Below are 20,948 nucleotides of genomic sequence, written 5' to 3'. Positions count from 1 at the left end.
CGGTAAGCAGTCCGGCTTCCGCCGCCAATCGGGTGGAGGAGCAGCAGGTGGACTTCGCGCCCTCTAGAGTAATAAGTGGGGTCGTGCAACCTTTGTCGATTCGTGGACGTCAGTCCGCTGACCGGCGAGGCGATCAGTCTGTAGTGCCGGAGCGAAACGCGGCGACCAGGGACGAGACATCCGGTCTCGAACCTGCCCGCCGGAGAGTGTGAGGGAGAGCGATGTTCGAGAGGTTCACCGATCGCGCGCGGCGCGTTGTTGTCCTGGCTCAAGAAGAAGCCAGGATGCTCAACCACAACTACATCGGCACGGAGCACATCCTTCTCGGCCTCATTCACGAGGGCGAAGGTGTCGCAGCCAAGTCGTTGGAGTCGTTGGGTATCTCCCTCGAGGGAGTCCGCAGCCAGGTCGAGGAGATCATCGGCCAGGGCCAGCAGGCTCCGTCCGGTCACATCCCCTTCACACCGCGCGCCAAGAAAGTCCTCGAGCTGAGTCTGCGCGAAGCGCTGCAGCTCGGACACAACTACATCGGTACGGAGCACATCCTGCTCGGTCTCATCCGTGAGGGTGAGGGCGTAGCAGCCCAGGTTCTGGTCAAGCTCGGTGCCGATCTCAACCGCGTCCGCCAGCAGGTCATCCAGCTGCTGTCGGGCTACCAGGGCAAAGAGCCCACCGAAACCGGTGGCACCCGCGGAGAGGCCGGCACGCCGTCCACCTCGCTCGTGCTCGACCAGTTCGGTCGCAACCTGACGCAAGCTGCCCTCGAAGGCAAGCTGGACCCGGTCATCGGCCGCTCGAAGGAAATCGAGCGTGTCATGCAGGTTCTCTCGCGTCGTACCAAGAACAACCCGGTTCTCATCGGCGAACCCGGTGTCGGTAAGACCGCTGTGGTCGAGGGCCTGGCTCAGGCAATCGTCAACGGTGAGGTCCCCGAGACCCTCAAGGACAAGCAGCTGTACACGCTCGACCTCGGGTCGCTCGTGGCCGGCAGCCGTTACCGCGGTGACTTCGAAGAGCGCCTGAAGAAGGTTCTCAAGGAGATCAACACCCGCGGCGACATCATCCTGTTCATCGACGAGCTGCACACCCTCGTGGGTGCGGGCGCGGCCGAAGGCGCTATCGACGCGGCCTCCATCCTCAAGCCCAAGCTTGCTCGCGGTGAGCTGCAGACCATCGGTGCCACCACGCTCGACGAGTACCGCAAGTACATCGAGAAGGATGCTGCTCTCGAGCGTCGTTTCCAGCCCGTTCAGGTGGGCGAGCCGACCGTCGAGCACACCATCGAGATCCTCAAGGGTCTTCGTGACCGCTACGAGGCTCACCACCGTGTCTCCATCACGGACGGTGCTCTCGTGGCAGCGGCGACGCTGGCCGACCGCTACATCAACGACCGTTTCTTGCCGGACAAGGCGATCGACCTCATCGACGAGGCGGGCGCGCGAATGCGCATCCGTCGGATGACTGCACCGCCGGACCTGCGCGAATTCGACGATCGCATCGCCGACGCGCGTCGCGAGAAGGAGTCCGCGATCGACGCGCAGGACTTCGAGAAGGCTGCGAACCTGCGTGACAAGGAGAAGACCCTCGTTGCTCAGCGCGCTGAGCGTGAGAAGCAGTGGCGTGCGGGCGACCTGGACGTCATTGCCGAGGTCGACGACGAGCAGATCGCCGAGGTTCTGGGCAACTGGACCGGTATCCCCGTCTTCAAGCTCACCGAGGAGGAGACCACTCGTCTGCTCCGCATGGAAGAGGAACTGCACAAGCGGATCATCGGCCAGGAAGAGGCGGTCAAGTCCGTCTCGAAGGCGATCCGTCGTACGCGTGCAGGTCTGAAGGATCCCAAGCGTCCCTCGGGCTCGTTCATCTTCGCCGGCCCGTCCGGTGTCGGTAAGACGGAGCTCGCGAAGTCGCTCGCCAACTTCCTGTTCGGTGACGACGACGCCTTGATCCAGATCGACATGGGCGAGTTCCACGACCGCTTCACCGCTTCGCGTCTGTTCGGTGCCCCTCCCGGGTACGTCGGATACGAAGAGGGTGGCCAGCTCACCGAGAAGGTGCGCCGCAAGCCGTTCAGCGTTGTCCTGTTCGACGAGATCGAGAAGGCACACCAGGAGATCTACAACACCCTCCTGCAGGTCCTCGAGGACGGCCGTCTCACCGACGGTCAGGGACGTACCGTCGACTTCAAGAACACGGTGCTGATCTTCACGTCCAACCTCGGTACGTCTGACATCTCCAAGGCAGTCGGCCTGGGCTTCAGCTCGGGAACGGGCACGGAGTCGAACTACGAGCGCATGAAGCTCAAGGTTCACGACGAGCTGAAGAAGCACTTCCGTCCCGAGTTCTTGAACCGTATCGACGACATCGTCGTCTTCCATCAGCTCACGAACGAGCAGATCGTTCAGATGGTCGACCTGATGCTCGCTCGCGTCGAGGCGGCACTCAAGAACAAGGACATGGCCATGGAGGTCACCGACAAGGCCAAGTCGCTTCTGGCCAAGCGCGGATTCGATCCGGTACTGGGTGCACGACCGCTGCGTCGCACCATCCAGCGCGAGATCGAGGACCAGATGTCCGAGAAGATCCTCTTCGGAGAGATCGGACCCGGCCACATCGTGCTCGTCGACGTCGAGAACTGGGACGGCGAAGGCTCGGGTGAGGACGCGAAGTTCACGTTCACGCCCACCAAGAAGCCGATCGACGTGCCGGACGCACCGCCGATCGAGCTGACCAAGGCCGGCGAAAGCGAAAGCGCAGCAGAGTAGTACAGCAGAGTAGGTAACGAACGGGCGGCACCTCACCGGTGCCGCCCGTTTCGTGTATCACGGGAGAGGGCGTACACATGAACGACATCGAACTGGGTCACCTGCGTCGTTGCGTCGAATTGGCAACGGAAGCATTGGATGCGGGCGACGAACCTTTCGGTTCCGTCCTGGCAGCGGCCGACGGAACATTTCTGGCGGAAGATCGAAACCGGATCGCGGGCGGCGACAACACTCGCCACCCCGAGTTCGAGCTGGCTCGGTGGGCGGCTCAGTACCTGACGCCGGAAGAGCGTTCGACGGCAACGGTGTTCACCTCGGGAGAGCACTGCGCGATGTGTTCGGCCGCGCACGCGTGGGTGGGCCTCGGACGTATCGTCTACATCTGCTCTTCGGCTCAACTCGGCGACTGGCTCGCGGAGTGGGGTGTGTCCCCGGCGCCGGTGAAGTCTCTGTCCGTCAACGAGGTTGCGCCGAACGTCCCGGTCGAAGGCCCGGTGCCGGAGTTGGTTCCGCTGGTGCGAGAACTGCATCGGAAGTTGCATTCGCAGAGCGCTTGACGGGCACACACAAACGGGCGGCACCTCGCTGGAGGTGCCGCCCGTTTGCGTGTGAAGTCAGGAAACTGCGTCGACCGCTCGAACCTTCTCTCGCAGTTCACCCTTGACGACCTTGCCGCTTGCATTGCGCGGCAGTGCTTCCACGACGACGATGTCCTTCGGGTGCTTGTAGCGCGCGAGACGATCGTTGAGGAAGCTGCTCAGCTCCTCGATGGTCAGGTCCACGGCTGAACCTGGCGCCATCGCGACGATCGCTACCGGCACCTCGCCCCACTTGGCGTCGGGGCGACCGACGACGGCCGCTTCGACGATCAATTCGTGTTCGTAGAGAACGTTTTCCACCTCCGCGCAGTAGATGTTCTCTCCGCCGGAGATGATCATGTCCTTCTTGCGATCCACGACGTAGACGAAGCCTTCGTCGTCGACTCGAACGAGATCGCCGGAGTGGAACCATCCACCGTGGAAGGCGTCAGCGGTGGCGGTGGGGTTGTTCCAGTATTCGCTCATCATCGTGGGCCCGCGGTAGACGATTTCACCGATTTCACCGGGCGCCACGTCGTCCATGTTCTCGTCGACGACCCTGGCCGAGATGGTCGGGATGACCCGACCGACGGATCCGAGCTTACGAATCGCATCCTCGCCGTCGAGAACGCAAGTGATGGGCGACATCTCGGTCTGACCGAAGACCGCGACATTGAATGCGTCCGGGAAGGTTTCGGCCATTGCCCGCAGGATCGTATCGGACGACGGTGCGGCGCCCCACGAGATGTTCTTCAGCGACAGTGCTCGAGGTTGCGCCTTCTGTACTGCGCACACGGCCTGCCATTGCACGGGCACGAGGAACAAGCTGGTGACCTTCTCGGCTTCCAGAATGTCGAGTAGTTGACCCGGGTCGAATGCGCCGACCGGATGGATCACCGTGGTCGTGCCGAGTTGCAGGCTCGGCGCTATGGAACCGAGGGCTGCGATGTGGAACATGGGCGACGCACAGAAGCCGATGGAATCGGCATTGAACAGGTGGAAGGCCCTGATACAGGTCAATGCTTGCGAAGACAGGTTGGAGTGGGAGAGCACCGAGCCCTTGGGGCGACCGGTGGTTCCCGAGGTGTACATGATGAGTGCAGGAGTGTCGTCCGGGATGTCGACGAACGCGTGCGACTCGCCCTCTTCGCTGATCAAGTCCTCGTAATTCAGGCTGTCACCCTCGGCGGGGGCGCCTACGGTGATGGAGATGTCGATACCCTCGGACGCGGCTCGCGCAGCTCCGGCCAACGGAGCCAACGGTCCTTCGGCGACAATGACTTTGGAGCCGGAGTCGTTTACCAGATAAGCGACCTCGGGTGGTGTCAGACGGAAGTTCACCGGAACAGCGATGGCGCCCAGTGCGTTGGTCGCGAGCACGACCTCGAGGTATTCGGGGCGGTTGAGCATCAGGATGAGCACGCGGTCGCCGAAGCTGACGCCGCGTCGGGCAAGAGCGTCCGCCAGCTTCTCGACGCGTGCGTCGAGGGTGCTCCAGGTGATGGAATCGCCCAGGAATCGCAGTGCGGTGCGATCGGGAATCATCTGCGCATGCCTGGCGATCTGATTGTTCCAGTTGGTGCGGCGTGAACGCTGCGCCTCGGAGACTGCATCGGTGGAGGCCATCGATGGGTTCCTCTCATGCGTGGGTGATTGTGTGACTCAGGCTACAGTGAGCCGTCGATTCGTACAGTGGTTTTGTTAACGAAAATTCGCAGTGATTACTTGAAGTGGGGCGCGCGTTTCTGCAGCATCGCCATCGCGCCTTCTTTGAAGTCCTCGCCAGTGAGAAGTTCTGCCTGACCGGTATTTTCGAGCTCCAGCGCAGCATCGAGGCGGTCCAGTGTCGCCGCATTGAGTGCGCGCTTGGTGAGTTCGAGGGCGCGTCGGGGAGCCTTCGACGTGCGATCGACGACGGAGTCGACGAGTGCGTCGAACGCGTCGTCGGCGACGGTGCGGGACACGAGCCCGAACCGCTCTGCGTCCTCGGCGGAAACTCGCTCGCCCAGCAATGCCATCTCGGCCGCTCGGGCGCGTCCGATCGCTGCCGGTACCAACGCACTGGCGCCGCCGTCGGGCATCAAGCCGATGTTGACGAAGGAGAGGAGGAAATAGGCGCTCGATGCGGCGTACGTCAGGTCCGCGGCTAGAGCGATGGACACGCCGACGCCGGCGGCCGGGCCGTTGACCGCGGCGATCACCGGGACCGGGGCGCTGGTGATGGCGCGAATCAGCGACGTCGCCGCATCCATGACGACTTTCGGGTCTGCGGGGTTGACGGCCGCTGCGGCGAGGTCGGCTCCGGTGCAGAACGCTCGACCGGATCCGGTGATGACGATGGTGCGAACGGCCGGGTCTGCGCCGCCGTCGTGGACGGCAGCTGTGAAAGCAGTCATCGTGGGCAGATCGATCGCGTTCATCCGCTTCGGGCGGTCGAAGGTCAATCGCAGTACACCGTCGGTGATTTCGGAGCGAAAGCCCGTCTCGGCGGTGGCGGTCATGCCGCGCTCACAGCCGTGACGAATCCGGAAAGCCGTGAGGTGATGAGGTGTTCGGCCTCCGAGACCATGCGGTCGATCATGTCGGCCACGGTCGGGATGTCGTTGATCAATCCTTGGCTCTGTCCGGCGGACCAGATGCCTGCATCGAGGTCGCCGTCCTCGAAGACCTTGCGTCCGCGGGCTCCGGCTACCAGATGCTGAATGTCGCTGAACTGCGCGTCGCCACGTGCTTCGATGTCGACGACCTCGGCACTGATCGCATTCGCGGCTACGCGCGCGGTGTTGTGAAGCGTCCGGAAGATCAGCTTGGTGTCGCGTTCGGTGTTTGCGACAATCTGCTCTTTAACCGATTGTGCGACAGGGGATTCCGCGGTACACATGAAGCGAGTTCCCATGTTGACGCCGTCTGCTCCGAGCGCAAGCGCCGCGACGAGTCCACGTGAATCTGCGATTCCGCCTGAAGCGATCACCGGAATCGTGAGTTGCTGCGTGGCCGCCGGAATCAGAATGAGCCCTGGTATGTCGTCCTCGCCTGGGTGCCCGGCGCATTCGAAGCCGTCGATGCTGACGGCGTCGACGCCCAGTCTCTCGGCTTTGACCGCATGTCGAACTGCAGTGCACTTGTGGATAACCTTCACGCCCGCGTCCTTGAAATGCGGAAGATGATCGATCGGATTGGAACCGGCGGTTTCGACGATCTTGATCCCGGATTCGATGATCGCCTGGCGGTATTCGGCGTACGGCGGCGGCGTGATCGACGGCAGAATAGTGAGATTTACGCCGAAAGGCTTGTCGGTGAGATCGCGGGTTCGAGCAATTTCCTTGACGAGGTCTTCCGGTGTGGGTTGAGTGAGGCCCGTCAAGAACCCGAGGGCGCCGGAATTTGCCGTGGCCGCAACAAGTTCTGCCCGTCCCACCCACATCATGCCCCCTTGCACGATGGGATGGTCAACGCCGAACATTTCGGTGAAGCGAGTGCGAATCATCTGCTCACAACTACTTTCTTACGGTCGGTCATTCGGCATCGAACCCTCTTGCGGGCGAAGAAAACTTCACGCCGCAGGGAACGAGCCCGCCAGCGGACTACGTGCGAGGTTGTGCGAATCGTCACTAACATAACACCGCTGAGAGAGTGGGTGTCAAGACTCTTTTTCCGGAATCCGTCCGCCGCTACAACTGCGTTGTAGGGTTTCGGGTGAAGCAGTACCGGGCGCGAATTGCGACCTTCGCGACGGTTAACATGATCCGTTCGGACTCGCGCCCGTGGAAGTGCGGTGCAGCGGACGAAGGCAGTGCAAGAGAAAGCAACGGAAGTGGAGGGTCAGGTGCCCGGACAGACACGCGTCTCCGTGCGTGGCGGCGACCCTGCACCACGGACGCGTCCGAAGAATCGGAAGGCGCAAATCGCGGCCGCTGCTGCGGAAGCATTCAGCGAACGTGGCTACCACGCGGTGGGCATCGACGAGATCGCAGCGAAGGTCGGAATTTCCGGTCCGGCCCTCTATCGTCATTTCCCCACGAAATACGCCCTGTTCGTCTACACCGTGAACAACCTGACGCAGGCGTTGTTGGATGCCAGCGATCCAGCTGTGCACGGAAACGAAAATCCACGCGAGCAGTTGAACTCCACTATGGTGGGTGTCATCCGCGCGACGATCGAGAATCGGCGCCGGGGAGGGCTCTACCGATGGGAGGGCAGGTATCTGGTCGACGAGGATCGTGAGCAATTGCGGGTGGGAATGCGCACGCTCAATCTTCGGATCGCCGAGCCGCTGGCAGCGGTTCGTCCGGAACTCGACCCGGCGGATGTAGAACTCATCGCGCCCGCCGTGCTCAGTGTGATCGCCAGTATCACCGGTCATCGATCCGCGTTGTCCGCCAAGCAGATCGAAGCGCTGATTCTTGCGGCATGCTGGTCCGTCATCGGCGTCGAATTGCCCGCTGCCGAGGAGGACGGCGCGAGGGCAGGGGCGTCCGAACGCAAAACAGGCCTCGTACGGACGTCGAAACGCGAAGTGCTGCTTCAGGAAGCAGTGTTGCTGTTCTATCAGCGCGGCTACCACGACGTGAGCATCGAGGAGATCGGTGCCGCGGCGGGTATCAACGCGTCGAGTGTGTATCGGCACTTCGCGAGCAAGGCCGACCTTCTTGCTGCGGCCTTCCACCGTGCGTCCGATCGTCTGACTATGACGTTGGGCTCGGCGTTGGCTGAGTCGGAGACTCCTCTCGCGGCCGTCGAGACGTTGGCGAAGATGTACGTCGAGGTTTCGTTCGGAACCAGCGAACTGTTGGCCGTGTACTTTGCCGAGATCGGCAGTTTGCCGGATCGATCACGGACCGAGTTGCGCAACATTCAGCGTTTGAACGTCGAGGAGTGGGCGCACTTGTGTGTCGAGGCGCGTCCGGAGTTGTCGATCGTCCAAGCGCGGTTTCTCGTCCACGCGGCGCTCGGACTGGTCTTCGACATCGGCCGAATCGTGCACTTTTCCTCGGAGAACTCCGCGCAGGCCCGCGTCGAGAAACTGCTGTCCGCGACGCTCCTCGGGTAGTCCCGTCCGAAACAGTAGGTGTGACTTCACGTATCGCGGGTAGGTTCGTGATCGCAAGGCGTTCACCGAATCATGTGAAGACGGAAGTAGGGACAGCAATGCCAACTCGTACCGCACGCACCGCCTGGAACGGCACCCTCGAGGCCGGATCGGGGCAGGTGGAACTCACCAGCTCGGGCGTCGCCACCTTCGACGTGTCGTTCCCCAAGCGCGCAGCTGAGGAGGCCGGCGGAACCACCAGCCCCGAGGAACTCATCGCCGCGGCGCATTCGTCCTGCTACGCGATGCAGTTGTCGGCCCTGATCGCCGAGGCCGGCGGGACCCCGCAGAGCCTCGACATCACCGCGGACGTGTCACTCGGCCCCGACGCGGTCGGATTCAAGCTCACCGGAATCAAGCTCACCGTTCGCGCCGAGGTCGACGGCCTCGACGCCGACGGTTTTGCCAAGGTTGCCCAGGCGGCCAAGGAAACCTGCCCGGTCAGCAAGGCACTGACCGGCGTCGACATCACGTTGGATGCGGCCCTGGACTGATCATCTCGCGCTCGGGCGCCCCCTCCGGCGCCCGAGTGCGGTGGTGTGTGACGACCAGATAGCTCGCGAACAGGATCGGGAGCACCCACAGGTCCGAGGGATCGCGATAGACCAGGATCGGCAAGAGATCTCCGCGGAATCCTCCTGCGGTCAGGCGGAGAAACCCGATCACCCACTCGTATGCGTCGCCGATCGGCGGTATCACCTTCACGGCGGCGAAGCCGATCCCCGTGACCGCGATGGACCAGGCGATCGCTGCTCGCCCCACCAGACTTCGCCTGAGCACCTCGAGAACCGAGAGCAGAAGCAGGGGAAGCAGGAACACACCGGCGACGTCGGACAGCTTGCCCGTCATCGTGTTCCCGAATGCCCCTTTGAGTACGTGGTCGTTGATCAAGATGACGGCCACCGAGACCAGTGCCCACGGATTCAGCAGCAGATCGCCCGGACGATTCACGACAGGTTGATGGTTGCCGAGCCGGACGAGAACAGATCGCACTTGAACTGAAGGCGCAGACCGGTGGCGGCTTCGGGGACCTCGTACGCCAATTCGCCTCGCTTGGCAGCGCCCGGCGCAAGCTCTCCGTCGACACTCGACGTGCTGCTGTCGGTGAACGTGATGTTGTACGACTTGTTTGCCGAGTCCTGCAGTTCGAAGCACATCATCGACGAGACCGTCGACGGCTTGTCACTGTTGTTGGTGACCTCGGTGTCGACCACGACGTAGCGGTTTCCGGGATCAGCGGTGATGAACTGATTGGTCGAGACGTAGGGATCGACGACGCCGTGTACCTGGACGCGCCAGTCGCCCAGTTCGACGACGTCACCGATTCCGAAGGCGGCCGCAGGTGCGGCGGAAGAACCGTTGTCGTCGACCTTCTTCGCTTCGTCGGTCTCGCCCGAGGCGATGGTTGCGAACAGGGCTGCGCCGACGGCGAGGAGGGCGAGGGGAGTGCGGAGTGATCGCATGATGTGCGCCTTTCGAGAGTTGGTATGGCACAAGTCAACGATGTGAGGACTGCTCACCGCTTCGGTCGAAAGATCGGTCCGCCTCATCCTTTCGGTCGGAGCCTGGCGGTTCGTCCACCCGTTCGGCTGATTCGAGGCGTCGGTGGCGGTGGATACGCTTGCTCGGTGATCACCACCAAAGGAACCGTTGTGCGACGACGCGTATGGACTACCGCCGCTGTCGCGTTCAGCCTTTTCTGTTCCTTCATGACGGTGGGCATCGCAGGCGCGTCGGGAAATATGCCACCGGTATTGGTCGGTATCGGGTTCGTCCTGGGCGTGGCCGGTGGGATATCGCTTGTGTGGCGCCATCAGTATCCCTGGGTGGTTCTGGCGATCACGCTGGTCGGCCCGTTGTTCTTCCCCACCGATGCGACGGCGGCGCTCATCGCATTGTTCGCCGTTGCTCGGATCGCGCGTGGGCCTCGGCTTGCTGCCGCTGCGGCAGCTGTCTTCGTCGCGTGCGGAATTTCGTTGACCTACGACGCTTTTCGCAATCGTGAGTACTCCGTTCTCACGATGGGAACGATGAAACCCAAGGACGGTTCGGCGGTTGTTCAATACGACGTCGCCATCTGGATCCCGTGGCTCGTCGCAGCCGTCATGGTCGGCATCGTCGTGGCGCTCTCGCTCCTGATTCGGACCAGAACCGAACTCGTCGAGGCAGAGCACGTACGGGATCTTGCCACCGAGAAAACAGACGTGATGCGCGACGAGATGATTCGCACCGAGGAACGAACGCGGATCGCGCGCGACATGCACGACACGATCGCGGCCAGTCTGAGCCGGATTTCGTTGTTCGCCGGTGGGTTACAGGTCAGCGCGGCAGACAATCCCGAGAAGGTCGTCAACACCGCTGCGATGATCAGAACCACCGCGCACGAGGCTTTGGACGAATTGAAGGGAATCGTCGGAGTGCTCAGGGGAAGCGGTGATCGCCGCGAACACGGCGGGCACCAGGGGATCGACGCGATCGGCGATCTGGTCAACGGTGCACGCGCCGCGGGCATTCACTGCCGTCTCGAATCGGAGTTGCTCCCGGGTGATGTCGGAATGTTGGCGGGGCACGTCTGTTATCGCGTCGTTCAGGAATCGTTGACCAACGTCCAGAAGTACGCGAGCGACCAGATGCTCGTCATTTCGGTGACCGGGTCGCCGCACGACGGAATTCGTATCCTCGCACGCAACAAGCTGAGCGAGCTTGCACCCATGACGTCGATCGGTTCGCGGTCCGGCTTACGCGGGTTGGCCGAACAGGCAAGAGAAATCGGCGGCAAGGTGGAGGCAGGCGCGCTGGGGGACGATTTCCTCGTCAGTTGCTGGGTGCCCTGGTCGTCGTAACCCTCCCACCCTCCGACTGTCGGGGGCTCTGGGTAATCTGAGCGCACTATGGACGCTGACTCGCGCATCACAGTTTTGATCGTCGACAACGACGCCTGGGTTCGGCGCGGAATGAAGGACATCCTGGAAGCAGCGCCGGACATCGTGGTGGTTGCCGAGGCCGAGGACGGCGATCAGGTCGCAGCCAAAGTCACTCGGTTTCGTCCGCACGTGGTGCTGATGGATCTGAAGATGGCACGGGTCGGTGGCTTGGAGGCCACCCGAGAGTTGATGACCATGAGCAATCCGCCGAAGGTCATTGCGATGACCGCCTTCGACGTCGACGACATGGTCGTGCAGGCGGTCGAGGCGGGCGCGCACAGTTTTCTGAGCAAGGACGCGGCCCCACAGGCGTTCCAGCAGGCAGTACGGGTGGTGGCGTCGGACCACTCGTTGTTCAGCTCCGATTCTCTACGTGCCATCGTGGCCTCGGCGCCGCGTCGGCAAGCACCCGACCTGACTCCCCTCGCTTCGCTCACCGAGCGTGAGCGCGAAGTGCTGACAATCCTCGCGACAGGCGCGGCCAACAGCGTCATCGCGGAGCGACTGTACCTCGGTGAGACCACCGTCAAGACGCATATCTCCTCGTTGTTCGCCAAGCTCGGTGTGCCCAACCGGGTGAGTGCGTCGTTGATCGCGTTCCGGTGTGGTCTGGTCACGTGATTCTGTGACCTCGTGACGCGAGCCGGGACTAATCCCGGCCCTGTTCGTTGTTGCACCCTCGGTGACTGATCAAATCGTGATTGACCAAGACGTGACCATCGAAGTGTGGTCTGACGTCGCTTGTCCGTGGTGCTACATCGGAAAGACCAGGTTCCTTTCGGCTCTGGATCGTTTCGAGAACAAGGACCGCGTCAACGTCATCTGGCGCTCGTACCAGCTCGCTCCGGAGACCCCGGTGGGAGAGGGACGAACCGAACTCGACGCCTTGGTCGAGATGAAGGGGATGGCGCCTGAACAGGTACGTCAGATGTTCGCCCACGTCAGCGCGACGGCAGCCGAGGTCGGCTTGACCTTGGACTTCGACACCGTGATCGCCGCCAACACCTTTGATGCGCACAGGTTGCTGCATCTCGCGGGTGAGCGGCAGAACGAACTCCTCGAAGCGCTGTTCAAAGCGCACTTCAGCGACGGCAAGGTGATCGACGACCGTGAGGTGCTGGTCGAGCTGGCCGTGAGCGTCGGCCTCGACGCCGACGTCGTGCGCGAGCAACTGGGCTCCGATGCCGCAGCCGAGGCTGTTCGCGAAGATCTGTCCATGGCCCGCCAACTGCAGGTCAGCGGCGTTCCGTTCTTCGTCGCCAACCGTGCGGTCGCAGTATCCGGCGCTCAACCCGAAGAGGTGTTTCTGCAGTTGCTTACTCAGGCCTCCGAACCGGCCTGAGTAAGGCGAGCGGCACGAACTGCCGGGGCGTTCGAGAACGGCAACAGATGTGCACCGTCGTCGGGGCAGGAAAGCGTGACGTGCGCTGCATCGACGAACCGGTACGGCTGCGCTGCAACAACTCCGGCAAGGTTCTTGCGCAGACGCGACATCTCGGCCCGCGCGGTCACCGTGCGGGCCGGGTCACCGAAAAGATCCTGCGCCAACCGCGATGCGGTCAGTCCACGCCTCTCGGATCCGAGGAGAAACAGAATCTCCGCATGCCGCTGGGTCGGGGAGTAGGCCCATTCGCCCAACCCCGACGTGACGGTCACCGACATGTTCTCGGAATCGCGCAGATCGATATGCACCGTGGGCGCACTGATTTTCTCGCCGGTGGCGATCGGCCGGACCACCCACCCGCCGGGAAGTGGATCCAGTTCGCACAGACCCAAAGCGGGGAACCACGTCCTGCCGGGAGCCAAAGCCGCGGGGAGCAGCACGCGCGAGCGATGAGGTAGCGCATCGACCGCCGCTACCCAGCCATGAGTATCGATCACCAATGCCGGTGATCCGCTACGAGCAAGCATCGGCCCTGCAACAGAACGCAATTGATCGAGATTGTCCCGATGCTTGTCGCGCAGGTGTGATTGCGCGAGGCGTGCGACGGCGTCGACCAGAGCGAGTGTGGTGGGGTGGACGGTCTTGGCGGGACCACTGATGTCGACGACGCCGATGACACGGTCGTCCCGCGGATCGCGGATGGGTGCCCCCGCGCAGGTCCACGGATGATGGCTGCGCGCATAGTGTTCCGCCGAGAAGATCTGAACCGCCTGTCGTGACACCAATGCCGTTCCGATGGCGTTGGTGCCGACGCTGTCCTCGGCCCAGTTCGCACCCTCGACAAATCCCAGACGCGCAGCTTGGTCCAGTACTCGATGGGACCCGCTGCGCCACAGAACAGTTCCGCGAAGATCTGCGACGACCATGATGTTCTCACCGCTCGCGGTAACCGATTCGAGTCCACGCGTCACGTCGTCGAGCACGTCGTACAGTCCGGACTCACGACGACGGAGATCGAGTTCGGCGACGTCCATGGACGGTTCGACCCGGTTGTGTTCGGGGTCGATACCTAACTCGCGCAGGCGTTGCCACGATTGGCGGACCACGTCCCTGGGGCGGGCCGGTGCGCGGTCTCCGGCCATCGTCGCGTCGTACACCGCGGCGAGGGTCCTCGCGTAGTCGCGAGGATCCTCGCCGGGCGGCATCGCGGGCTCGGGCAACCGCTTTTTCAGCGAAGATACCGTTTTCAGCGAAGACACCGCTTTCAGTGAAGACACCGCGGTCAGCGGTAGACGAGGCCGCCGTCGATGAGACCGGCCTGACCGGTCATGTAGTCGGAATCGGGCCCGGCAAGGTACGAGACGAAACCGGCGACATCGTCGGGGGTTTCAGCTCGACCCAGCGCAATTCCGCCGACGAACTTCTCGTAGGTGGCGCCCTCTGGCGCACCGGTCAACTCGGCGAACCTCTTGTCGATCGTCACCCACATGTCGGTGCCCACGACGCCGGGGCAGTACGCGTTGACGGTGATTCCGTCGGACGCGTATTCCTTGGCCGCAGCCTGAGTGAGGGCCCTGACCGCGAATTTTGTTGCGCTGTAAACACCTAACATGGCGAACCCGTCGTGACCGGCAATGGACGACGCGTTGATGATCTTTCCGCGCTGACCGAGCGCCTGGAACTTTGCCGCTGCAGCTTGAATTCCCCACAGGACACCGTCGACGTTGACGCTCCAGATCTTGGAGACCTCTTCCGGCGTCGCATCGGAGATCGGGCCGACGAGAGCGATTCCCGCGTTGTTGACGATGACGTCGAATCCGCTCAACTCACTGTGCGCGTGTTCGACTGCGGCGTGAACCTGCGCGCGATCGCTGACATCGGCGATAAACGTCGTCGCACGACGACCGATCTGTCTGATCTCGTCGGCAACCGCATCCAGCTTGGTCTGGTCGAGGTCGACCAACGCGATGTCGGCGCCGTCGTGGGCGAGGCGGAGAGCGATTCCGCGTCCGATGCCTTGGCCGGCGCCGGTGACCAGTACTACCTTGCCCGTGATGCTCATGCAGTTTCTCCTCGTAAGCAGTGAACCAGTCGGTTGTGAACCGGTGAGTGATTTGTATGTGACGGCGACCACAATGCGGAAGGGTTGCACCGTGTTGCAATTCCGCAGAATGGGGCAGCGGTTGCAACCCTCGGCAACCCTCCCGGTACCCCGCGCGACGGCTCCATAGTTGCGCCACCACTTCGCGAATCATCTTGCGAGACAATCTGGGAGAGGGCACATGACCGCTACAGTCGACACACCCACGGAACCGGCCACGCCGAGCCGACAACCGTCACGCCGCTGGATCGGGTTCGGGATCGCGAACCTCGTGATCGTTCTCGTGCTGGCCGTGGCGAGTTGGTACCTTCTGGCCGATCCGACCACCAGTCCCTGGAGTTTCTATCCTCTGCCGTTCAACGCGGCGCTTTTCTGGGCAATCCTTTTTGTGGTGTTCATCGGCTTCAATTGCGAGTTCGCCGGCTTCGACCGACTCCCGCAGCCGGCGAAAGGCCTGGCGATCATGGTCGCGACCGCGGTCTTCGCCGTCGTGGTGACGTGGCTCCTGGCAAACGGCTTGGGGAGTTTGTACCCGGATTTCGCGGCCGATCGTGAGGGCGGCCTCGGATATTTCGCGGGTGCGCTGTTCGTACTCTTCGGCTTCGGGACCTGGGTGATGGTGGTCCTGAACTGGCAGCATTGGCCGTGGACTTCCCTGGGGATGAAGCAGCCGTTGGTGGGTTTGTGTGAGATCGCGTTTGTCGCCGTCCCGACGCTGGCGCTGTACTTCGTGTTCGGTCTGCCGTCCGTGTCGCTGTCCGCCACGGATCCGTTGATGACCGTCGACACCGTGCTCGGGTGGTTCTACTGCGTCGTGGTGGTCGTGATCCTGACTGGCCAGACGCTCGACAACTGGCCGTGGCGACTGTTCGGCGGTGGGGGAAAGACGGCGCTCGCAGCCACGATCGGTAACTTCGCCGTGGGAACCAGCTTGTACTTCGTGGCGCTTCCAGTGGTGAAGGCACTTTTGGGAAGCGATGCCGTTGCCGAGTTGGGTGGTGTGGTCCATCAGTTCCCGGCGCAGCTCGGTGTGTGCTGGGCATTCTGGATGATCTTCTGGGCCAACGCCTTCGGTAACAAACCCACGGGCTTTGCGGACGGGGTCAACCTGGCGATCCGCGCGCTGCTCACGTTTGTGCTCGCGGTGGTCACATTCTTGTTCTATTACCGCTTTGCAGCAGAGCACATTCTTCACGAGCCGGCAGTTGTCGACGGATTACACGGCAATGCACTGGGTTTCGTGGATTGGGCCGTGTTGTGGACGTTGTTCTACGTTGTGGGATTTCAGTCGCTGGGACTCGGTAGATTCAAGCCTGCTGAGGGGTGAGTCGGTTGCCCGCACATCGGTGCGGGTAACCGGTATCGGACGCCGGCACCGCGTCCACTGATTGCAACAGACTGCAACGCTTGTGACCGGGGCCACTTATGGGATGTGCTGTGTGTCACATTCACAAACAAGGAGAAGTGATGACGCAAACCATCGATTCCGCAGTCACCCCCGAGGTGAAGTTGACGGCGGTGACACCTCAGGAGCGCGTCGACGCCTGGCTGGCGGATTTCGAGTCGGCCCTCGCGGCTCGTGACATCGACCGTGTGGCAGGCAAATTTGCACTCGACAGCTTCTGGCGAGACCTGGTGTCGTTCACCTGGAACATCAAGACCGTCGAAGGTCGCGAGCAGATCGCCGACATGCTCTCCGCGCGACTCGACGACACCGATCCTTCGGGATTCCGGACCACCGAGACACCCGACGAAGCCGACGGCGTCACGTCAGCCTGGATCGAGTTCGAGACTGCAACCGGTCGCGCGCACGGGCACCTTCGTTTGAAGGGAGATGAAGGTTGGACCCTGCTGACGTCGCTGCAGGAATTGAAGGGACACGAAGAAGGTAAGGGCACTCGCCGGCCTCGTGGCGCCAAGCATGGGGCAGACCCGAACCGCATCACGTGGGCCGAGCAGAAGGAGATCGAAGACCGCGAACTCGGTTACACCACACAGCCTTACGTCGTGATCGTCGGCGGCGGCCAGGGCGGCATCGCGCTCGGCGCCCGGATGCGTCAGCTCGGAGTACCGGCCATCGTGATCGACAGCCACGAGCGACCCGGCGATCAGTGGCGCGGACGCTACAAGTCCCTGTGCCTGCACGATCCGGTTTGGTACGACCACCTGCCCTACATGCCGTTCCCCGACAACTGGCCGGTGTTCGCGCCCAAGGACAAGATCGGCGACTGGCTCGAGATGTACACCAAGGTCATGGAGGTTCCGTACTGGAGTTCCACGACCTGCACCTCGGCGTCGTTCGACGAGAAGACCCAGGAATGGACCGTCGAGGTCAACCGCAACGGCGAGAAGTTGACGTTGCGTCCCAAGCAGTTGGTGATGGCGACGGGTATGTCCGGCAAGGCCAACGTTCCGACGTTCCCCGGGCAGGACAAGTTCCTCGGCGATCAGCACCACTCGAGCAAGCACCCCGGCCCGGATCAGTACGTGGGCAAGAAGGTCGTCGTGATCGGGGCCAACAACTCCTCGCACGACATCTGCGGCGCACTGTGGGAGAACGGTATCGACGTCACGATGGTGCAGCGCAGCTCGACGCACATCGTGAAGTCGGATTCGCTGATGGATTTGGGCTTGGGCGATCTGTACTCGGAGCGAGCACTGGCCGCCGGCATGACGACACACAAGGCGGACCTCACGTTCGGTTCGCTGCCGTACCGGATCATGCACGAGTTCCAGATCCCGGTGTACGACGCAATACGTGAGCGCGACAAGGATTTCTACGATCGCCTCGAGAAGGCGGGCTTCGAGCACGACTGGGGCGACGACGGTTCGGGCCTGTTCATGAAGTACCTACGCCGTGGCTCGGGCTACTACATCGATGTCGGCGCTGCCGAACTGGTTGCCAATGGAGACATCAAGCTCGCGCACGGCAACATTCGTGAGCTGACCGAGAACAGCGTGATCCTCGAAGACGGTACGGAATTGCCTGCCGACGTGGTGGTCTACGCGACCGGCTACGGCTCGATGAATGGCTGGGTGGCGGATCTGATCGGTCAGGACACCGCCGACAAGGTCGGCAAGGTGTGGGGCCTGGGGTCGAACACCACCAAGGATCCGGGACCGTGGGAAGGCGAGCAGCGCAACATGTGGAAGCCGACGCAGCAGGAAGCGCTGTGGTTCCACGGAGGCAATCTGCACCAGTCGCGCCACTACTCGCTGTACTTGGCGTTGCAATTGAAGGCGCGTTACGAGGGCATCCCGACGCCGGTGTACGGACTGCAAGAAGTGCATCATCTGAGCTGAAAAAGAACTGCTGTGCGCCTTTATTAACCGCGGGAGGTTAATAAAGGCGCACAGCAGGTTCAGCGAAGGGCGTACTTCTTTGCTACTTCGGTGTTCTTGGTCGCGCGCTCGGTAACGAAGGCGAATGCCAACCCGAGTACGAGCCAGAGCGTCGCCTGCGTAGCGAGCGAGGAAAGTCGGAACTCCCACAGCAGAGTTGCCGGGAAGTCCTCGCCCACCTCGTTGATGCCGGGAAGCGAGACGTAACCGATCGCGACGATCACCAGGAACGCAGCCACCGGAGCAGCGATGCGCACACTGAGGAACTCGTGCCCGGAAACTGCCTTTGCAGCCGCTGCTGCCGCGGTGACGGACAGCAGCCCGAGAATCACGGCGGCCAGCCACAGCAGTGTGCGCTGGTTGATGGTGTCGGGATCTCCGACGGCCGGCGGATTGGCCGGGTACTTGAAAAAGGGGACAGCCTCGATAGCCAGCCAACCACCGACGGCGATGGTGATCGCCAACAACGGCCCGGACATTCCGGTGAGTCGTCGAGCGTAATTGGCAACGACCGAGAAGATCGCCCCGAGCGCCAGTCCGGCAAGCGCCGTGGCCAGGAACAGCCCGGCGCGCTGCCCGTCGCGGCTCACCAGTGGTTCTTCTTCGTCACCGTGCGAATGCCCAGCGGCTTCGCCGGAAACCTCACCGGTGGCGCTGTTGGCTTCTTCGATCGCAATGGCAGCGTTGACGTGCGGTTCACCCAGCACGAATGCAACTCCGCCGGCAAGGATGCCTGCGATCAGACCAGCCAACAAACCACGAATGAGAAGCTTCGTGAAATTGTCGACTAGTGGCACGGCAGGCCCATCAAGTGTCGACCGTCGTGCATCAATTCATGCATGTACATGCCGGTGCGAGAGATAGCGCCCTGGTCGAACCCGACCAGGTAGAGAGCCAGCATCGCGAACAGAACTACTGCAGCGGCGAGGAAAGCAAGACGAGTCGAATCGATCGACGTATCGGGAGAATAGGCGAGAGCCATCGAAGCCTCCTGGGATTTTCGCGTCCCCTAGGTCCATGCGATGGCCGAAGTGTCTGGCTGTCGAAATAGTCGTGCCGAAAAAGGCACTTCACCTCGAATTACAGTGGCGCGACCGCTCCGGGCTTTCACCGGATTCCTGTCGGACCATCGCGTTTACATGCGAACTTTTGCACTACAGCCCGCACCGTGTCAACGCGTGAAGCCGAGATGACCGTCGATTGTGCCCGCCAAGGCAGGCACAATCGCTCGAGATCAGCTCTTTGCGGCGACGTCCAGGACAACTTCGAATTCGAGCAACGACGCACCCGAAGCGACGGGCTTCGCGCGCTCGCCGGAATGGGCTTCACGGGCGGGGCCGTCACGCCAATCGGCGAACGCCTGCTCGGACTCCCACTGAGTCACCACGAAGTAGCGGCTCTCACCGGCGGTGGGGCGGAGGAGTTGGAATCCGAGAAAGCCCGGGGAGTTCTCGACTGCGTGAGCGCGTGCTGCGAAGCGCTTCTCCAGTTCGGGGCCGGCGCCCTCGGGGACCTCGATTGCATTGATCTTCACGACTGCCATGCAAGCGACATTACCCGCGCACCTTCACCGCGTACCGTGACACTCGTGTTGCATGACGAAGGTGGAACGGGACAACCGATTCTGTTGTTGCACGGCCTCATGGGCAGCTCCCGAACGTGGCGTCGCCATGTGCCGTGGATCCGCGAGTTCGGCCACGTCTACACCTTCGACGCTGCCGGTCACGGCAGGCCGGCGCCAGCGGCACTGACTACCGAGGCATTCGTCGAGGACCTGACATCGGCGGTTGCGTCCATCGAGGAGCCGATGATCGTGATCGGTCATTCGATGGGGGCTCTGCATGCGTGGTGCTTCGCCGCCGCGCATCCCGAAAAGGTTTGTGCGCTGGTCCTCGAAGACATGGCCCCGGACTTTCGTGGACGCACCGCTGCGGACTGGGCGCAGATGATCTCGGCGTGGCCGCAGCCGTTTGCTTCCGAGGAGGCGATGAAGGAATTCTTCGGCCCCGTCGCCGGCCAGTACTTTCTCGACTCTTTCGACCGCCGCGACGACGGGTGGTACCTGCACGGCGACGTGTCGACCTTCCGCGACATCTCGGAGGAGTGGGGCACGAGGCATTTCTGGGATCAGTGGAAGGCGATCGAGGTGCCGACCTTGCTGATCGAGGGAGAGTTCACCATCACCCCCGAGGGACAGATGCGAGAGATGGCCGAGAGGCCGGGAACTCGGTACGTACGTATTGCCGATGCAGGCCACCTGGTCCACGACGATCAACCGCAGCGCTATCGCGAAGTGGTGACGGAATTCCTTCAGACCGTGAGCTGACTTCGGATCGACGCGCCCACCTGCTCCAGCTCGACGGCTCGCCTGGCGAGGAGTCCAGCAGCGAACTTCGCCTTGTCGCCGCGATGGCGGGGGACGACGTGCAGGTGCGAGTGGAACACGGTTTGGCCCGCGGCACGCCCGTCGTTGACGAGAAAGTTGACTCCGTCAGCGGCGATGTCGCAGCGGCGTAGAGCTCCGGCGATGAGCGTGCCGACGCGGAACATCTCTGCGCCTTCGTGACTTTCGAGAGCATCGAGGTTCTCTGCATGACGCTTGGGGACCACCAGGGTGTGTCCGCGACTCACCGGCCGTGCATCGAGGAATGCGAGAGTTGTCTCGCTCTCGTGAACGAGAATCGCCGGCTCGGTCAGCGCGACGATCTTGCAGAAGACGCAGGAATCGGTGCTCATGCCTACAGAATGTAGTCCGAAATCAGATC

General features: G+C 62.5%; 21 protein-coding genes and 1 riboswitch. Of the genes, 10 read left to right on the top strand and 11 right to left on the bottom strand.

All coding sequences use genetic code 11. The features are described 5' to 3' along the window. The first annotated feature begins 221 nt into the window (after nt 1-221). Both ATN37_RS20680 and ATN37_RS20675 read left to right on the top strand, forming a co-directional pair. Nucleotides 222-2,765, top strand: a complete 2,544-nt coding sequence (locus ATN37_RS20680; protein WP_003945604.1) for an ATP-dependent Clp protease ATP-binding subunit — start codon at nt 222-224, stop codon at nt 2,763-2,765. Between the two features lie 77 nt (nt 2,766-2,842). Continuing rightward, nucleotides 2,843-3,322 carry a nucleoside deaminase gene (locus ATN37_RS20675; RefSeq protein ID WP_054187906.1) on the top strand — a complete coding sequence of 160 codons (480 nt, stop codon included), beginning with the start codon at nt 2,843-2,845 and terminating at the stop codon, nt 3,320-3,322. A 57-nt stretch (nt 3,323-3,379) separates the two neighbouring features. On the opposite strand, the gene fadD5 is transcribed toward ATN37_RS20675, so the two are convergent. From fadD5 to ATN37_RS20660, 3 genes are all read right to left on the bottom strand, one after another. Next, entirely contained in the window at nt 3,380-4,969 is a 1,590-nt protein-coding gene (gene fadD5, locus ATN37_RS20670; protein WP_003945871.1) for a fatty-acid--CoA ligase FadD5, read from the bottom strand. 95 nt (nt 4,970-5,064) lie between these two features. After that, nucleotides 5,065-5,844: an enoyl-CoA hydratase gene (locus tag ATN37_RS20665; RefSeq protein WP_218695562.1), complete on the bottom strand. Its 780-nt coding sequence runs from the start codon at nt 5,842-5,844 to the stop codon at nt 5,065-5,067. Beyond that, complete coding sequence (locus ATN37_RS20660; RefSeq protein WP_064075123.1) at nt 5,841-6,830, bottom strand: nitronate monooxygenase family protein; 990 nt, start codon at nt 6,828-6,830, stop codon at nt 5,841-5,843. The genes ATN37_RS20665 and ATN37_RS20660 overlap by 4 nt, the downstream gene beginning before the upstream one ends. 339 nt (nt 6,831-7,169) lie before the next feature. Here ATN37_RS20660 and ATN37_RS20655 point away from each other — a divergent pair, with 339 nt between their 5' ends. Further along, complete coding sequence (locus ATN37_RS20655) at nt 7,170-8,393, top strand: TetR/AcrR family transcriptional regulator (protein WP_042923747.1); 1,224 nt, start codon at nt 7,170-7,172, stop codon at nt 8,391-8,393. A 98-nt stretch (nt 8,394-8,491) separates the two neighbouring features. Further along, entirely contained in the window at nt 8,492-8,926 is a 435-nt protein-coding gene (locus tag ATN37_RS20650; protein ID WP_042923588.1) for an OsmC family protein, read from the top strand. On the opposite strand, the gene ATN37_RS20645 is transcribed toward ATN37_RS20650, so the two are convergent. Together ATN37_RS20645 and ATN37_RS20640 are read right to left on the bottom strand one after the other, a co-directional pair. Then, nucleotides 8,901-9,383 (bottom strand): hypothetical protein, encoded by a 483-nt coding sequence (locus ATN37_RS20645; RefSeq protein WP_064688642.1) that lies wholly within the window; start codon nt 9,381-9,383, stop codon nt 8,901-8,903. The two genes, ATN37_RS20650 and ATN37_RS20645, sit on opposite strands and share 26 nt — an antisense overlap. After that, complete coding sequence (locus ATN37_RS20640; RefSeq protein WP_003945701.1) at nt 9,380-9,895, bottom strand: DUF4352 domain-containing protein; 516 nt, start codon at nt 9,893-9,895, stop codon at nt 9,380-9,382. Before ATN37_RS20640 ends, ATN37_RS20645 begins: the two co-directional genes overlap by 4 nt. Before the next feature lie 24 nt (nt 9,896-9,919). On the opposite strand from ATN37_RS20640, the gene ATN37_RS20635 reads away from it, so the two are divergent. The 3 genes from ATN37_RS20635 (at nt 9,920) to ATN37_RS20625 (ending at nt 12,698) form a co-directional block, all read left to right on the top strand. Further along, entirely contained in the window at nt 9,920-11,275 is a 1,356-nt protein-coding gene (locus ATN37_RS20635) for a sensor histidine kinase (protein WP_054781748.1), read from the top strand. Nucleotides 11,276-11,323: 48 nt separating this feature from the next. Further along, entirely contained in the window at nt 11,324-11,977 is a 654-nt protein-coding gene (locus ATN37_RS20630) for a response regulator transcription factor (RefSeq protein WP_042451934.1), read from the top strand. A gap of 91 nt (nt 11,978-12,068) precedes the next feature. Further along, a complete protein-coding gene (locus ATN37_RS20625; protein WP_228232432.1) occupies nt 12,069-12,698 on the top strand; it encodes a DsbA family protein in 630 nt (209 codons plus the stop codon). Here ATN37_RS20625 and ATN37_RS20620 read toward each other — a convergent pair. Both ATN37_RS20620 and ATN37_RS20615 read right to left on the bottom strand, forming a co-directional pair. After that, on the bottom strand, nt 12,677-13,945 hold the full coding sequence (locus ATN37_RS20620; protein WP_020968367.1) for a GAF domain-containing protein: 1,269 nt from the start codon (nt 13,943-13,945) through the stop codon (nt 12,677-12,679). The genes ATN37_RS20625 and ATN37_RS20620 overlap by 22 nt on opposite strands. 77 nt (nt 13,946-14,022) lie before the next feature. Further along, on the bottom strand, nt 14,023-14,802 hold the full coding sequence (locus ATN37_RS20615; protein ID WP_020906092.1) for an acetoin reductase: 780 nt from the start codon (nt 14,800-14,802) through the stop codon (nt 14,023-14,025). Between the two features lie 220 nt (nt 14,803-15,022). Here ATN37_RS20615 and ATN37_RS20610 point away from each other — a divergent pair, with 220 nt between their 5' ends. Further along, entirely contained in the window at nt 15,023-16,168 is a 1,146-nt protein-coding gene (locus ATN37_RS20610; RefSeq protein ID WP_218695561.1) for a hypothetical protein, read from the top strand. 140 nt (nt 16,169-16,308) lie between these two features. Further along, a complete protein-coding gene (locus tag ATN37_RS20605) occupies nt 16,309-18,144 on the top strand; it encodes an NAD(P)/FAD-dependent oxidoreductase (protein ID WP_218695560.1) in 1,836 nt (611 codons plus the stop codon). Nucleotides 18,145-18,203: 59 nt separating this feature from the next. Here the strand turns inward: ATN37_RS20605 and ATN37_RS20600 are convergent, their stop codons facing one another. From ATN37_RS20600 to mhuD, 3 genes are all read right to left on the bottom strand, one after another. Continuing rightward, nucleotides 18,204-18,980 carry a CbtA family protein gene (locus ATN37_RS20600; RefSeq protein ID WP_218695559.1) on the bottom strand — a complete coding sequence of 259 codons (777 nt, stop codon included), beginning with the start codon at nt 18,978-18,980 and terminating at the stop codon, nt 18,204-18,206. Further along, nucleotides 18,971-19,165: a CbtB domain-containing protein gene (locus tag ATN37_RS20595; protein ID WP_003945915.1), complete on the bottom strand. Its 195-nt coding sequence runs from the start codon at nt 19,163-19,165 to the stop codon at nt 18,971-18,973. Before ATN37_RS20595 ends, ATN37_RS20600 begins: the two co-directional genes overlap by 10 nt. Nucleotides 19,166-19,189: 24 nt before the next feature. Beyond that, nucleotides 19,190-19,329: riboswitch (cobalamin riboswitch) on the bottom strand. Between the two features lie 88 nt (nt 19,330-19,417). Next, nucleotides 19,418-19,726, bottom strand: coding sequence for a mycobilin-forming heme oxygenase MhuD (gene mhuD, locus ATN37_RS20590; protein ID WP_007726927.1), 309 nt, complete (start codon nt 19,724-19,726; stop codon nt 19,418-19,420). A gap of 45 nt (nt 19,727-19,771) precedes the next feature. Here mhuD and ATN37_RS20585 point away from each other — a divergent pair, with 45 nt between their 5' ends. Further along, nucleotides 19,772-20,509 carry an alpha/beta fold hydrolase gene (locus tag ATN37_RS20585; protein ID WP_065352849.1) on the top strand — a complete coding sequence of 246 codons (738 nt, stop codon included), beginning with the start codon at nt 19,772-19,774 and terminating at the stop codon, nt 20,507-20,509. Here the strand turns inward: ATN37_RS20585 and ATN37_RS20580 are convergent. Beyond that, nucleotides 20,494-20,919 carry an HIT family protein gene (locus tag ATN37_RS20580; protein WP_003945905.1) on the bottom strand — a complete coding sequence of 142 codons (426 nt, stop codon included), beginning with the start codon at nt 20,917-20,919 and terminating at the stop codon, nt 20,494-20,496. The two genes, ATN37_RS20585 and ATN37_RS20580, sit on opposite strands and share 16 nt — an antisense overlap. Nucleotides 20,920-20,948 lie beyond the last annotated feature (29 nt).

The sequence above is a fragment of the Rhodococcus sp. MH15 genome (assembly GCF_019266045.1).
Classification (GTDB): domain Bacteria; phylum Actinomycetota; class Actinomycetes; order Mycobacteriales; family Mycobacteriaceae; genus Rhodococcus_F; species Rhodococcus_F qingshengii.
The sequence above is the reverse complement of the archived record's forward strand: the minus strand, read 5'-3'. Positions and strand labels throughout refer to the sequence as shown.